The sequence below is a fragment of the Virgibacillus halotolerans genome (genome assembly GCF_016908515.1).
In the GTDB taxonomy this organism is placed as follows: Bacteria; Bacillota; Bacilli; order Bacillales; family Amphibacillaceae; genus Virgibacillus_M; species Virgibacillus_M halotolerans.
Genome location: NZ_JAFBEA010000001.1, coordinates 1,009,427 through 1,023,774 on the forward strand (window position 1 = coordinate 1,009,427; position 14,348 = coordinate 1,023,774).

Genomic DNA, 14,348 nt, shown 5'->3' on the forward strand with positions numbered 1-14,348 from the left:
ATGGTAATGACATCCATAAGTAAAATTGAAATATAAACAACCATTATCATTTATTTCGATACATCAAAAATAGGGAGGAAGTTATATGGAAATTAGACATCTCATAACTTTTCAGGCTATTGTGGAAATAGGAAGTTATACAGGAGCTGCTTCAAAGTTAGGTTATACGCAATCCACGATAACCTCTCATATTCAGGCGCTAGAAGAGGAGATCGGAGGCGCACTGTTTACTTATATAAAAAGAAAATTGCAACTTACTCATTTAGGTAGGGAATTATTGCCTTTAGCGGAAGATTTACTTTCTACTCATGATCAGATCAAGAATATGCAAAGTGCCTATCAAGTCAAGGGAGTATTGCGGGTGGCTGCACCAGAATCTTTAACCATCTCCAGATTAGGTCCCATAATAAGGGAATATTCCTTAAAATATCCACACGTAAAGCTCATCTTAACCAACGGAACATGTGGACAAAACCAGATAGATTTACTCAGCGGACGGGTAGATGTTGCTTTAATGGTCTTCCCTCAATTAAATGTAGAAAAATGCATTCATTATGCTTTAGGTGAAGAGAAAATAGTTCTTGTAAGCAATCATGATGGTCCGGATCATTTTGATGAATATAAAGATAATAGCAAGCCTTTTTTTATAACGAATGAAGAAGGCTGCAGTTATCGGGTCATGTTCGAACAATACTTATTGAAGCATAACATTCATAACTTTCAATCGATGGAATTGTGGAGCATAGAAGCGATCAAACAAACTGTGATGAGTGGACTTGGATTTGCTGTTTTGCCTTATATGACAGTAAAAGAAGAAATTGATAATGGCAAGCTAAAAGTGGTGCGTCACGCTGGAAAATTCGATCCGATTTATTCCCATATGCTGATCAAAAAGAAGAAATGGTTGTCACCCGCAGTAGAGGCTTTTGCGGAACTTGTTTTAGATTCGGTAAATGAATCTAACAAAGATGCGTCTTAATTACATGAGTAGTTAAACAACCCCCCCAAGTTTGATCAACGTTGGGGAGGTTATAAGATCTAGACACGATTTCACACTTCAAATTCCTTTATTTTTGCATTCGGTCTTAACACTTCTTCTGGTTTAAACGTTGCTAAAGGCTCTCCATTCTTTACTTTGTTAACCCAATCATGGTTAGCTAGGGCCCCTTTACCTAAAGTAATCACATCTGCTTCTCCATTTTCAATCATCTCCCCCGCTTTTTGCGGATCCTCCAAATGACCGTTCGCAATAACGGGTACTCCTCCATATTTTTTTGCCAGAGAAGCAAGTGATTGTCCGCTTTTATCGAATGCAGGCTCCCATGCTTTATATTCCGTCACATGGATATAGTCAAGACCAGCTTGCCCTAATTGGCCAAAAATGATTGCAGCATCTTGTTCCTTACCAGCCCACTTGTGTGTGTAATCATTTACTTTTGCTTGCGAAATCCGAATACCAATAGTAAATTCCTTTCCAACTGCTTCGCGAATCGCTTTAGACACTTCTACCGATAAACGGACCCGGTTTTTCGTGGAACCGCCGTATTCATCTGTACGCTGATTTGTATAATCAGTAAGAAAACCATCCAGTAAATAACCATTCGCTCCATGGATTTCAATTCCATCAAACCCCGCTAGCTTAGCGTTCTTGGCAGCATGAACAAACCCAGCTATAACAGCTTGAATCTCTTCCTTTGTCACTTCCCTTGGGGTTGGGAATGGACCTTCCCCCAAATACATCGCTAATTGTTCCCCTTTTGGTTGAACAGCGGAAGGAGCGAGTGTTTCTTGGGCAAAACGATTTCCTTGAGAAAGCGCACCTGAATGCTGTAATTGCATAAAGATTTTCGCTCCTGCTTGATGAACGGAGTCTACTACTTTCTTCCATGCCTGGGCTTGTTCCTCAAAAATGATGCCCGATTGATCAAAATAGGTTTGGCTATACATGTCATCAATATAATTTCCCTCCGTAATGATTAAGCCAAACCCGCCTCGAGCAAAGGATGTGTAGTACGACACCATCTGGTCGGTTACCTCCCCTTCAGGTGTTGCACTGATGCGTGTCATGGGTGCAACACCTACCAGATTATCTAATGTTGTATTACCTAATGTAATGGTCTCAAATAAAGTTTTCTTGTCTGTCATAGTTAAACTCCTTCTTTTATAAAAAATTCATAGGGGGAATCCCGTAATAAGGTTAATATATTATTACCATTAAATTTTTAAACGGATATCCGTGCATTAATTAGAATCCCGCTGAATATTGCGTTGGTACTGTTGTTTCCTTCTTTAATTGTTTAGCAGCTTCCAATGTCCAATAAGGATTTCTCAGCATACCCCTTCCAACAGCAATAAGATCTGCTTCTTCATTACCGATGATTGCATTGGCTAAGCTTGGGTCATCCAGTCTACCGACAGCCATGACCGGTACTTGAAGCGCTTCTTTGATCTGTCTAGCTAACGGTGCTTGGTAAGCTACATGTGTACCTGGTCTCCCCCAAGCTGCAATTTGACCTTCTCCACCAGAAGAGATATCAAACATATCAACACCAGCTTCTTGATAAATTCGAGAAAATTCAATACTTTCGTTTATTCCATAGCCGCCTTCTACATATTCCTTTGCTGAGATACGCATCATTAGTGGCATATCGGTAGGCATTTCCGTTTTAGCTGCTTGAATGATTTCACGGCCAAATTTGGTCAAATCCTGTCCATATTCATCTTCCCTTTTATTTGTAAGTGGGGAATGGAATTGATGAATAAGGTAACCATGGGCTCCGTGAATTTCAATCGCATCAAATCCCGCTTCAACAGCACGTCTTACTGCTTTACGAAACTTCTCCACCATATCTTTTACTTCATCTGTTGAAAGCGTTCTTGGTGTTTTGGACTTTTCGTCGAACGGTATTGCAGATGGCGCTACCGGCACAGCAGCATCTTCTGCTTTGCGTCCAGCATGTGCAATCTGAATACCAATCTTCGCCCCGTAATGATGACAAGCTTCTACTATCTTCTTCAAAGCAGGCACTTGATCATCAGACCATAACCCCAAATCATAATCCGAAATTCTTCCGTCAGGCTCTACATCTGTCATTTCAATCATGATAAACCCAGTTCCACCAATTGCTCTGCTTACATAGTGCAGATAATGCCAGTCAGTGGCTATTCCATCCTTTTTCTCAACGGAATATTGACACATCGGGGACATGACAACCCGGTTTTTTAACTTCAATTCTTTTATTTTGAATGGACTAAATAAATCTAGCATCTACAAAACTCCTTTGTTAAAAAATATATGCATTACGCATGCATATATGTTATATGCTATATATTATCTATGTCAAATTAAAGAGTTCAACCTACCTAAAAAAGTGCTCATTTTGAGCACTTCAATAACATACGTACTTTATAACTTTTCTAATAACTGTTTTAAAATTCCTTCAACATCAATATCAGCAACGTGTGAATTTAGTATTTCACGGAAGGAAACGAGACTTTTTTGTAGTTTTTGCTCCCCAAATTCTGTTAGATGCGTATAGGTACCTCTACGGTCATCTGCACAAATTTGCTTTTCTAAAACACCGCAGCTTTTTGCTTCCATATTACCTACTAATCTGGAAAGCGCACTCTGACTCAAACCGAGCATTTCTTGCAATTGCTGCAATCTCAGTTTTTTATCAGGTGTCTTAGAAAGATGATAAAGCACATAGAATTCTTTTAAGGATAGATTGTACTCGCTCTGCAGTACGTTTTCCAAATCTTTCTTCACTTTATTTTGTATTGATTCTATCGATAACCAGTAATCCATAAAATCATGATTCATTGTCATAATATACGCCTCCTCTTCTGAATCAAAAAGTTTCACGTTTAATAATTAACTATACCAATTACCTATTTACTAAGCTATCCAATAATGAGAGAAGATCCTTTATTTGAAAGACAATATTCAACTTTTGAGGTATTTGTGGGCATGCTGTTCTGTTTAGAATTACCCCAATTTCAATATAATACGATCTATTATAACATACTCGATTTTTTTTGGTTTTCATATAAAAAAGACTAAAAACCCTTGAGACAAAACAAAGGATCTTTAGTCTTTTTGCAATTACTTTTTATGTTTTTTTCGTTGTCCCACCGTAATTTTATTTACTATTTAAATACAACTTACGTCTTACCCAGGATATATAATTGAGCAAGAAGTTTTTTTAGCTAATGGCGTTCCAAGGCATATGTTCTGTTATTCCTAACCCAACTACATTCGTTTAGCTGTATCTCAAATCAATCTAGCTGAGAAGGTCATTTCACCCGCTGCCCAATGTTTAATATTAGACTACGGTGCTGGTTTAATATAATAATGTATTTTCTTTAACTCCAAGTACGCTTTTAAAGACTACTATAGATGAACAACAAATTTCCTACTAGTTAAAACAGATAAAATGCGAAAGCAAGTAAGGATAGTAAGATCGTTATTACATAAATCCAACTTAGCACAGGTATATTCGATTTTAGTGATCTTTCTTCATATTCTTCTGCCCGTTTTAATTCATCCTGAAACGTTTGCCCTTCTTCCGCATATTTTTTCATTTTATTTTCTTCTTGCCGAAACGCAAAAAACGTCCCGCCTATAGCTGCTATAAATAAAACAATTAAAAATATTATCAATCCAATTCCCATTTTAATTGCCTCCATCCATCTAAAATACTGACATATAAACGAATCACTCAAAAAGGCGATAAATCCTTTGTACTTTCATAAATAAACACAAAAAGTTCCTCTATATTTTGTTCTTCCACACTGAAATAGGCCATCCGTGAACTACCCTCCACTTACAAAAGAAAATCACTTTTGTTAAAGTAGGGGCTTCTCGGGTCAACGTAGATACCTCCATTATTTATTTTCATTCAACCACTTTACACTTTGCATCTTTTCATCATTCACATACAGTTGAAAAATATCAGGTCTTGAATAATGCCCAACCACATCAAAGTCTAATTGACTACGGGCAATGTCTTTTAAGTCTAAATCAGCAAATATGATCTCTTCGCGTCCATATACCGGTTTTGCCACATAGTCACCAAGCGGACCTGCAATCGCGCTACCACCTGAACTCATTTCTTCTGGTGAATCAGCGAGATCGTCATAGCATGCCAAATCTGTCGGGTACATATCTTTCGTCACATATTGATTACAAGATAATACGAAGCAGCGCCCTTCCATCGCTATATGTCTTATTGTTGCTTGCCATGATTCTCTAGAATCGGCTGTAGGCATGATATAAAGTTGAACACCCTTTGCATACATAGCCGTCCTTGCTAAAGGCATATAGTTTTCCCAGCAAATTAACGCTCCAATCCTACCATATGGAGTGTCGAACACCGGCAAAGTACTTCCATCTCCTTCACCCCAGACAATCCTTTCTGCTGCTGTCGGTTTCAACTTTCGGTGTTTTCCAAGTAACGACCCATCCGGACCAAAGAATAATACCGTACAATAAAGCGTGCCACCACTTGTTTCATTATCCTTTTCAATAACACCGATAATAAGATACACCCCAGCTTTACGGGCAGCTTTTCCCAACTTATCCGTTGTATTTCCAGGAACAACAATTGCGTTTTCCCAATACCTTAGCCAGTCCTGACGTCCTCCATCAGTGCGGCTCCCAATTTTCGAGCCAAAGGAGAGCCCTCTTGGATATGCAGGAATAAAGGCTTCCGGAAACACTACGATTTTCGCTCCATTTTCGGCTGCTTGATTCGTAAGTTCTATCGCTTTTTCAGTACTTGCTTTTTTATCCATTATCACAGAAGCGGCTTGAATGACCGCAACACGAACATTTTTAGATATAGCTTCATTGTTCATTTGTATGCCCCCTGTCATTTCATATGAAACAATATTAAATCAAAATAAGTCTATTATCTCTTTAATTACTAGTGTATTTATGTCTCCCATGACGCAAAGCATGTTCATCCAAAATAGATTTCATTGCTTTGATTAATATCTCATTCTCCTCTGATGTAGTTTCTCTTTATACTATCCTTCTTTCATTTTATAGGAAAAAAAAGAAATATGGCCATCCAATTTGATATGAATTTACCCATCCACTTCTGTTCTTACGATAAAAAAAGACAACAATTCCAGTTATACACATTGAATATTGTATAACTAGCATTGTTGCCCCCTATCGTTATGATGGGTTATTGTCGTGTACATACTTTCAATGCATCAGCAAATCTTGAAATCCCTTCCTGAATCAGATTTGTTTCTCCACGTCCATAAGTAAATCGTACATACCCTTTCCCAGATCCGAACACACTACCAGGAACAAACGAAACACCCTTTTTCATTGATTCCTCCAGAAGTTGACTTTCATTAAATGCTGATTTAACCCGGCACCATATATGAATGCCGCCTTTAGGTGGAATAAATTCCACTTCCTCATCCAAATACACTTCTAAACTTCTGATAATTTCATCTCGTCTTTTTTTCAGTTCATCCCTTAGCATAGAAATATGCGCATCAAAATAAGGATCTTTTAAAAATTCATCGGCAGCCCATTGTGGAAAAATACTATGACCGAAATCCACTTGTTGTTTCGCATCTGCCAAACGATTTATTACTTTAGATGGCCCGATTACCCAACCGATCCGGAGGCCTGAAGCAACAATTTTAGACAAAGAACTAATATAAAGAACATTTCCGCTTTCATCCATTGATTTTAGTGTTGAAACCTTTTCCCCATCAAAAGATATAAGTGAATAAGGATCATCCTCTACAATTGGAATACCTAGTTCCGACGATATTTCCAATATCTTTTTCTGACGTGACGGATGTAGACTTGCCCCAGTTGGATTCTGATGAGATGTATTCAAAAAAATCATTTTGATTCTATGTTTCTTATACAATTTCTCGACATCGTCAGGATTAATACCGTGTTGATCGACTGGCAAATAATAGACTTTTAAACCCGCAGATTGCAAGAGTGGTAATGAGTAAAAATAAGAAGGATCCTCGATCGCAATCGCATCACCAGGCTTCAATAAACATTGAACGATGAGATGAAGTGCTTGTTGCGCGCCAGACGTAATTAACATCGACGATGAGGAGGTATTAATATTTCTGTATTCTTTTACGTGTGCAGAGATTGTTTCACGTAGTGACGCATTTCCCATTGGGTGATCGTAGCCAAGCGGCTCCATAAATGGGTGTTCTGTAAAAATCGTGCGGAATTGCTCATTTGGCCACAGACTAGGCGATAATTCACCACTAGATAAATTGATAATATTATGTTTCCTGGTTTCAGTACGAATGCGTCGTACAAATGGCAAATTAGGCAAAAAAGATCCGTCTTCCATGTAACGCCCCCAGTTTGGAATGCGTTTATGGGAAACTCCCCATATATCTGTACTAATCCGTGTCCCACTTCCTTTCTTGCGTTCAACAATACCAAGTGACTGAAGTTCATCGTAAGCAGACACGATCGTACTTCGGTTAACACCGAGTTCTTTCGCAAGGATTCGCTCGGATGGTAACATACTATCCTGCGAAAACATCCCTGTTAAAATTCCTTGTTCAATAAAATCAGCAATCTGCTTATATAAAGGTTTCTTTGATGTTCGATCTAGTTTCCATTCCATTTTATTACTCCTTCTACATGTCGAAATATGTAAAATTCAGTTAACCATCCACTTTTTCTAAAGCAAGTATAAGTCCATAAAGTGAAACGCCATCTAAAATAATTGGCATTTCTTTAAAAACTAAACTCCCTCAGATAGATTAGGTTTACTCTCCCACGAATAGCCGCCACGGCTCATCTAATTTTATTAATAAGCTTTACTACTGCATTATTTTCTTTTACCACATCTAAATAGATGTCTACAATACTTCTTTGTATATAGAATTATAGTTACCTCGTATATTTTAATGAATGAACTGCAACCATAAGTATAGACCTACCAACGTGATAAAGAGTGTTGGCACTGTCAATATGATTCCTATTTTAAAATAGTAAGCCCAAGAAATTTTGACTCCTTTTTTATTTAAAACATGTAGCCATAAAAGCGTTGCAAGGGAACCAATTGGTGTAATTTTTGGTCCTAAATCAGAACCGATAACATTGGCATAAATAAGTGCTTCTCTCATCACTCCAGTTGTATTTGTATCAGCTATTGCCAGTGCATCAATCATCACTGTAGGCAAATTGTTCATGATAGATGACAGAAACGCAGCAATAAAACCCATTCCTACCGTAGCTGCAAACATCCCCTGATCCGCTGTTGCCTGTATCATGGTAGCTAGCAGACTCGTTAAACCCACATTTTTCAATCCATAAACAACGACATACATTCCAATTGAGAAAAAGACAATAGCCCAAGGCGCACCTTTCAGAACTGTCATCGTTTTAACAGCAGGACTTCGATGCGCAATAATCAAGAAAATAATAGCTATAGCCCCTGCTATGAAAGATACGGGCATGCCGATAAACTCACTAGCAAAGTAACCAATTAATAAAACGGAAAGCACACCCCATGACAAGCGAAACATAAATAAATCATTGATAGCTTCTTGGGGCTGTCTTAATTGAGAAGCATCATAATCTTTTGGTATGCTTTTACGAAAGACGATGTAGAGCATGATCATGCTAGCCACCAAGCTGAATAAATTCGGCACAATCATTCGGGTGGCATATTCAACAAACCCAATCTCAAAGAAATCAGCAGAAACAATATTCACTAAGTTACTCACGATTAACGGAAGTGAGGTTGTATCTGCAATAAATCCAGACGCCATAATAAACGGTAGTATCATTTTTTCCTTAAAATTTAATGCTTTAACCATCGCTAAAACAATTGGCGTGATGATAAGTGCTGCCCCGTCATTGGCAAATAATGCAGCGACAATTGCCCCTAAAATAGTGACCAGGAAAAACATTTTAAACCCGTTGCCATTGGCAAAGCGAGCCATATGTAGAGCTGCCCATTCAAAGAAACCTATTTCATCCAGAATTAAAGAAATGATAATAAGTGCAACAAATGTTAATGTAGCGTTCCAGACAATGCCTGTTACATCTATCACATCCTGAAAGTTAACAACACCTGTAATAAGCGCTATTAATGCGCCGGCAGATGCTGTCCATCCAATGGATAAACCTTTTGGCTGCCAGATAACAAATAGTAACGTAACTAGAAAAATTAAAATTGCTAAATAAACCAATGTAAAAACCCCTTCCTACTTCTCCGCTCACTCACAAAGTATTCTTTTTCCCCCACTTGCTAATGAGTTGATATCCTCCTTCGGTGAAGGAAGCATATCAACTAAGTGAAGAAGCAACGTGTATAATTGATGCTCCTTATTTATGGAATAAAAAACCCACTTTCCCCTTCTTTCTTCTAAAATAATTTCAGACTGCTTTAGCCGCTTTAAATGCTGACTAATGGACGGTTGACTCATTTGTAGAAGTTCAACCAGTTCACAAACACATAGCGTATCTATTGTTAAATAAGAAACAATCCTCAATCTTGTTTCCTCACTAATCGCTTTTAACTGGTGTTCAGCATCACTAAATGTTAACAAGTACATTCACCACCTTTTAAAGTAACTATTTTATTACGCCTAAGTTAATGTATATGAAGAAGCATAACTCATTATATAAACAATTGCTTATATAAACAACCACTTATATGTAGTTTGATCAAAAAAAGAGAGATAACCATCAAATGTTATCCCTCATAACGCTTATCTTTTTTATATGCTTAGACGCTTAGCTCCAGGTTAATTGAAAAGGTGATTAATGGTGGTGATGCCCACCGGTTTCCTTAGATGGATTATTGATTTCAAAACCCTCTTCTGGAATATAAAAATACTTTACCCAAACCCCATCTAAAAATTCTTCGCGCTTGTCCAACAAAACTTCAATACCTTTGTCGGTTTTAACGACTTCATCATGTTCTGTCGGTACATCAAGCTTGATATCATAATGTGCATGCGCTCCGTGCATATGCGTAATAAATACACGAATCATTTTCCCTTCCGTTTCTTCCGCGCTTAACATTTTGTTTAGTACTTTCGCTGCATTTCGGTTAATCTTACATTTCATGTTCTATTCCTCCAATTTTTCATCTCAATACTATTTTCATTTAACAAAAACTAGGGAAACTTAACGAACATTTTCCTCCTAATTAGAAAACTTGGCTTATCGCCAAGCCTTTAATGGCGAAAGTTTTAGTTGCACTTATACTGGTTCCCTATAAAAGTTATACTTTTCTATCAGTATAAAAAATGTGAAAAAGCGTGCTATATAAAGATGCACGCTTTTGCTCACTTCCCGCGTTAAAACATTTCCCGCGCCAATAAGCGATAAACTTCTAATCTTTTTTCTTGTGAGTGCGGAATGCTACAAATCATTGCTTCATCAAATCCATATTGTTTCTGTTCCGCTAGTAACTGTGTTGCGACTTCTTTAGCTGACCCTACTAAATGCAATTTACGATTTTCCTGAATAGCCATGCGGTCCATCTCTGTCAACGGATAATCTTTAGCTTCTTCAGGTGTTAACGACTGACCAATTCTCCCTTTCGTCAACCATAAACGGGAAATATCCTGTGGTCTCGCTTCAAACTCAGCTTCTTCCTTTGTTTCAGCTGCTGTCACCATATATGCAACATTAATTTCTGGTTTCTCCATAAATACGGAAGGTTGAAAGCTACTTTTATATGCATCTAGAATCGCTTTTGACATTTCTCCATTAAAAAATTGTGCAAAAGAATAACCAACGCCCATCCGCGCTGTTTGCAGGGCACTGTTGCCGCTTGAGCCCAGCATCCAAGCTTCCGGCAAGGTGATTTCTGTTGGTGTTGCGACCATTGAACTGTATAAGCTATCTTCGGGTGCTTCATCACTGATCATTTTTAATGTTGTAGCAAATTTCCCGTACATATCATTCATCATCGGTTGGCGCCCTTCAGATAGCGCGTATATCGAATCTCTATCCCCTCCAGGAGCACGACCCACGCCAAAATCAATTCGGCCAGGAGAAAGGGCACTCAGTGTTTTGAAAACTTCGGCTAATTTTAGGGGGGAATAATGCATCATCATCACGCCACCGGTACCGATACGAATATTTTTCGTTTTGGCAGCTAAATGTGCTGCCGTCACTTCCGGTGCAGAGCTGGAAAAAGACGTTGTTCCATGGTGCTCTGCCATCCACATGCGGGTATAGCCTAATTCATCTGCTAAAACAGCTAGTTCCTCCGCTTTTTTCAAAGCATCTGTAGCCGTATTGCCACTCGTAACTGGTGCTTGATCCAGTACACTTAATTTCATATATTAACATCCCTTCTTCTATGCTTATAAGCATGATTTATTCCTTGTTTGCTTCCTGCTCTTTTTTTAGTTTGTCCGGTGTTACATCATTTCCGAGTGGATCGACCACTTTCAGTCCTGAAAAAGTGTGTAAAACCTGCCCGCGAATCTGACGTAAATAGTCTTCACGCAATACTTGTTGTTCCACTTTTTCCGCGTTTGTTAAACCATCTTCACGCTGCTTCTTTGCTAATTCATTAATACGATCTAAACCTTGAATCATCTTCTTTCCTCTTTTCTGTTGATTTATTATGTTATTGCCGAAAAATGAGGTAAGACATACTCACCCAATTCCTGGATTACTTCTTCTGCTGGACGGCTCCCATGTTTGAGCGAAAACATCATATGATTAACGCCAACATCCTGATAGGCATGAAGATAGTCAAGCAAAAATTTGTGTCCGGATCTGAATCCCGTACCCGTTGGTTTTGGCGCTTCGTTTGGGCGCTCTGATAAATCGATGGACACTGCTTGGGCAAACGGCTTGAATCCACCGGCTGCTTGTTGCCATTTTTTAATCAGCTCCCCCTGACCTTTAACGTCCTGTGCATAAAATAGCCAGCCATCCGTATTTTGTGCCAACCATTCAATCGATTGACCACCATATCCTGTACCCAAAACAGGTATATCAGATAAACCAGGTTTAGGAACTACATCACCTTGGGTCAGGTCTACCCTGTCTGTCTGAATTTGCGGAAATGATTCATGCCATAACTGCTTCATGACTGTTATCGATTCTCTGAATAGTGCCGCTCTGCCATCGTAGTTTACTTTAAATGCTGGAAATTCAATGGGACGGTCTCCGGTTGCAGCCCCAAATAAGAAGCGTTGACGAGATATGCTGTCAAGCGTGGCAGCTGATTTTGCTGAGTGGAGCGGATGTCTTAGTGTTGTGACAATACTCGATGTTCCTAGTGCTATTTTATCAGTATGTGCCGCTACGTATGCCAGAAACATCCAAGGGTCGTAAATACTTCCGACATCACCAAAGCTCGGATCATAGAGCGGGGAATCTCTAACATACAGGGTGGCAAATCCCAGATCTTCTACTTTCTTTGCAAGCTTCATCTGCGCTTCTAAATCCATGATTGGAAAACTTCCTGAATAAGCTTCTAGGGGAAATATGAGCCCCAGTGTTAAACTTTTTTCCTTAAATGTTCGTGCAAAACCATGATGTGATTGAAATTTATCCAATTAATTCCTCCTCATCACAACTCATTTTCATACAACCATTTTTTCATTTAACCATGTTTGCAACCCTTTCACTTGTACCTGAAAACGGTCCGAATGGATTTGATTGGATAAAGATGCAATTGTTTCGCGCTTCAGTACAGTTTTCCACGCCGCTTCCGCCTCATCCATTAAGTCTGCTAACAAACAGCACCTGTCCTCTTTTTCCAAATCAAGCATGTCATCCAGAATACCACTTGCAGAATAAAGTGACTGCTGACCCTCGATGGCAAGATAAATATCATATATCCGAATATCTTCCGGATTTTTCTTCAATTTAAATCCACCTTTGACGCCCGGTACTGACGTAATCAGGTCTGCGTTAACTAACTTTCTTAACAGCTTTTGAAAATAAGTAGGTGAAGTACCCAACTGCTGGCTAATCACTTCTCCAGGCAATACTGCTTTATCCGGCAGCATATTCAATAAAAGAACGGCATACACCGACTGTTCCACACCTGTTTTCATCTGCATCATATCACCCCCCTTTACAAAGTAGATAATCATTGTCCACTTTATTCACTATACCTCATTCGCTTTATTAATGCAATCAAACGACAATTGCATTAAAATTGCTAATGACATGATTAAATTTTTCTGCCTTCTCACTCAACTAGCTATATGGAATTCTTCACAATCCCCTAAACTTAATATTAGCTTTAAGCATGATTACAAAAAAACGCCTTCTTGTGAAAGAATAGCGTTCGTTTATGTAACATCAGCTTTCATTTTATTTTCCTTGCCCGCTCGTGAACAATAAGTACAACACTTAAAATATCAAAACGGTTTTCTTCTCAATACCGGTGGGATTTTCACTCTGTGAAATCTCGTTTCTAAACCTTAATCCAAAGTAATAGAAAATAACACCACGAAACGATCAACACCAGAATGTTTAACTACACAAATGTACAAAGAACTAGTCCCAAGGCGCCTGATATGAATGCTTCTTTTTTAGAATTTGCAGGAATTAAAAAACAAAAAATAAGAAATCATTTTATACTACTGGATATAAACATCGAAGCATCCTGTTTCGCAAATATACGTTTTCCATGATAGAATGTCTTCATTTCAATTGATGTAAATCCAACTTCGGATAACCTTTTCTTCAGTTCTTCATGCGAAAATCCGCTATGAATTTTCGGATGATTTACATTGTTATTTTTGTCAAAATCAATAATAATTAGCTTGCCGCCCTTATTTAAAATATTGTACAATGCTTGTAATATTTTCCTCGTATCTGGAATATGAAGAAGGACAAGTGACATTAAAACAATGTCTGCCTTAAGTTCAGGCGTTTCTTCAGTAAAATCTGAATAAAGTACTTTTGAATTGCTAATTCCTCTGTGAGTAATTTTAGCTTTCGCAACCTCCAACATTTGTTCCGATGCATCTACCAACAAAATCGAATCCACTAAATCCGATAATTCTAAACTAATTAGGCCAGTACCACTCCCATAGTCTATTAAAGATTTTGATTTACTATTTCGTAATTCTGGTCTTACTTCCTTAACTATAACTTTAGCTAATTCCATTCTTTCTTCTGTATCATACTTTTTTGCCATCTGTTCAAAAACGTTATTTTCCATATTCCACTCCCCCTATTTATTAAAAACTAAAGCTACATCGTGGTCATTATAGCAAAAACCAAAACCTTAAGGAACAAATCAGCCCCTCAAACAATTAACATAACATACGCAAGCCGTGAAGAAGAAATAAATGATTATATTTGGAACTATACTCGGAAGAAATGGGGATGGAGT

The 14,348-nt window shown here is 38.2% G+C and carries 15 protein-coding genes and 1 pseudogene; 1 reads left to right on the forward strand and 15 read right to left on the reverse strand.

Translation table 11 applies throughout. The annotated features are described in order from the left end of the window. Positions 1-85: 85 nt before the first annotated feature. On the forward strand, positions 86-979 hold the full coding sequence (locus JOC34_RS05670; RefSeq protein WP_205135730.1) for a LysR family transcriptional regulator: 894 nt from the start codon (positions 86-88) through the stop codon (positions 977-979). Positions 980-1,050: 71 nt separating this feature from the next. Here JOC34_RS05670 and JOC34_RS05675 read toward each other — a convergent pair whose 3' ends face one another. From JOC34_RS05675 to JOC34_RS05740, 15 genes and pseudogenes are all read right to left on the reverse strand, one after another. Then, positions 1,051-2,145, reverse strand: coding sequence for an oxidoreductase (locus JOC34_RS05675; protein WP_205135731.1), 1,095 nt, complete (start codon positions 2,143-2,145; stop codon positions 1,051-1,053). Positions 2,146-2,245: 100 nt separating this feature from the next. Next, positions 2,246-3,268, reverse strand: a complete 1,023-nt coding sequence (locus JOC34_RS05680; protein WP_205135732.1) for an NADH:flavin oxidoreductase/NADH oxidase — start codon at positions 3,266-3,268, stop codon at positions 2,246-2,248. A 138-nt stretch (positions 3,269-3,406) separates the two neighbouring features. Further along, complete coding sequence (locus tag JOC34_RS05685; RefSeq protein WP_205135733.1) at positions 3,407-3,829, reverse strand: MarR family winged helix-turn-helix transcriptional regulator; 423 nt, start codon at positions 3,827-3,829, stop codon at positions 3,407-3,409. 335 nt (positions 3,830-4,164) lie between these two features. Further along, positions 4,165-4,262: pseudogene (locus tag JOC34_RS22175) on the reverse strand (arginase family protein); the annotation flags it as partial. A 160-nt stretch (positions 4,263-4,422) separates the two neighbouring features. After that, positions 4,423-4,674, reverse strand: coding sequence for a hypothetical protein (locus tag JOC34_RS05690; RefSeq protein WP_205135734.1), 252 nt, complete (start codon positions 4,672-4,674; stop codon positions 4,423-4,425). Between the two features lie 213 nt (positions 4,675-4,887). Continuing rightward, the gene (locus JOC34_RS05695; RefSeq protein ID WP_205135735.1) at positions 4,888-5,859 is read right to left on the reverse strand and encodes a carbon-nitrogen hydrolase family protein; all 972 of its coding nucleotides are present in this window, start codon (positions 5,857-5,859) and stop codon (positions 4,888-4,890) included. 335 nt (positions 5,860-6,194) lie between these two features. Then, complete coding sequence (pdxR, locus tag JOC34_RS05700) at positions 6,195-7,634, reverse strand: MocR-like pyridoxine biosynthesis transcription factor PdxR (protein WP_205135736.1); 1,440 nt, start codon at positions 7,632-7,634, stop codon at positions 6,195-6,197. Between the two features lie 283 nt (positions 7,635-7,917). Next, positions 7,918-9,210 (reverse strand): arsenic transporter, encoded by a 1,293-nt coding sequence (locus JOC34_RS05705; protein WP_205135737.1) that lies wholly within the window; start codon positions 9,208-9,210, stop codon positions 7,918-7,920. A gap of 27 nt (positions 9,211-9,237) precedes the next feature. Then, complete coding sequence (locus JOC34_RS05710; protein ID WP_239544065.1) at positions 9,238-9,570, reverse strand: ArsR/SmtB family transcription factor; 333 nt, start codon at positions 9,568-9,570, stop codon at positions 9,238-9,240. Between the two features lie 214 nt (positions 9,571-9,784). Then, positions 9,785-10,093: an iron-sulfur cluster assembly accessory protein gene (locus tag JOC34_RS05715; RefSeq protein WP_205135739.1), complete on the reverse strand. Its 309-nt coding sequence runs from the start codon at positions 10,091-10,093 to the stop codon at positions 9,785-9,787. A gap of 233 nt (positions 10,094-10,326) precedes the next feature. Continuing rightward, positions 10,327-11,319, reverse strand: a complete 993-nt coding sequence (locus JOC34_RS05720; RefSeq protein WP_205135740.1) for an LLM class flavin-dependent oxidoreductase — start codon at positions 11,317-11,319, stop codon at positions 10,327-10,329. 37 nt (positions 11,320-11,356) lie between these two features. Then, complete coding sequence (locus JOC34_RS05725; RefSeq protein ID WP_205135741.1) at positions 11,357-11,581, reverse strand: DUF896 domain-containing protein; 225 nt, start codon at positions 11,579-11,581, stop codon at positions 11,357-11,359. Between the two features lie 26 nt (positions 11,582-11,607). Beyond that, on the reverse strand, positions 11,608-12,552 hold the full coding sequence (locus tag JOC34_RS05730) for an LLM class oxidoreductase (protein WP_205135742.1): 945 nt from the start codon (positions 12,550-12,552) through the stop codon (positions 11,608-11,610). Between the two features lie 27 nt (positions 12,553-12,579). Continuing rightward, positions 12,580-13,062, reverse strand: coding sequence for an RrF2 family transcriptional regulator (locus JOC34_RS05735; RefSeq protein ID WP_205135743.1), 483 nt, complete (start codon positions 13,060-13,062; stop codon positions 12,580-12,582). Positions 13,063-13,577: 515 nt separating this feature from the next. Continuing rightward, on the reverse strand, positions 13,578-14,174 hold the full coding sequence (locus JOC34_RS05740; protein ID WP_205135744.1) for a class I SAM-dependent DNA methyltransferase: 597 nt from the start codon (positions 14,172-14,174) through the stop codon (positions 13,578-13,580). Between the last annotated feature and the right edge of the window lie 174 nt (positions 14,175-14,348).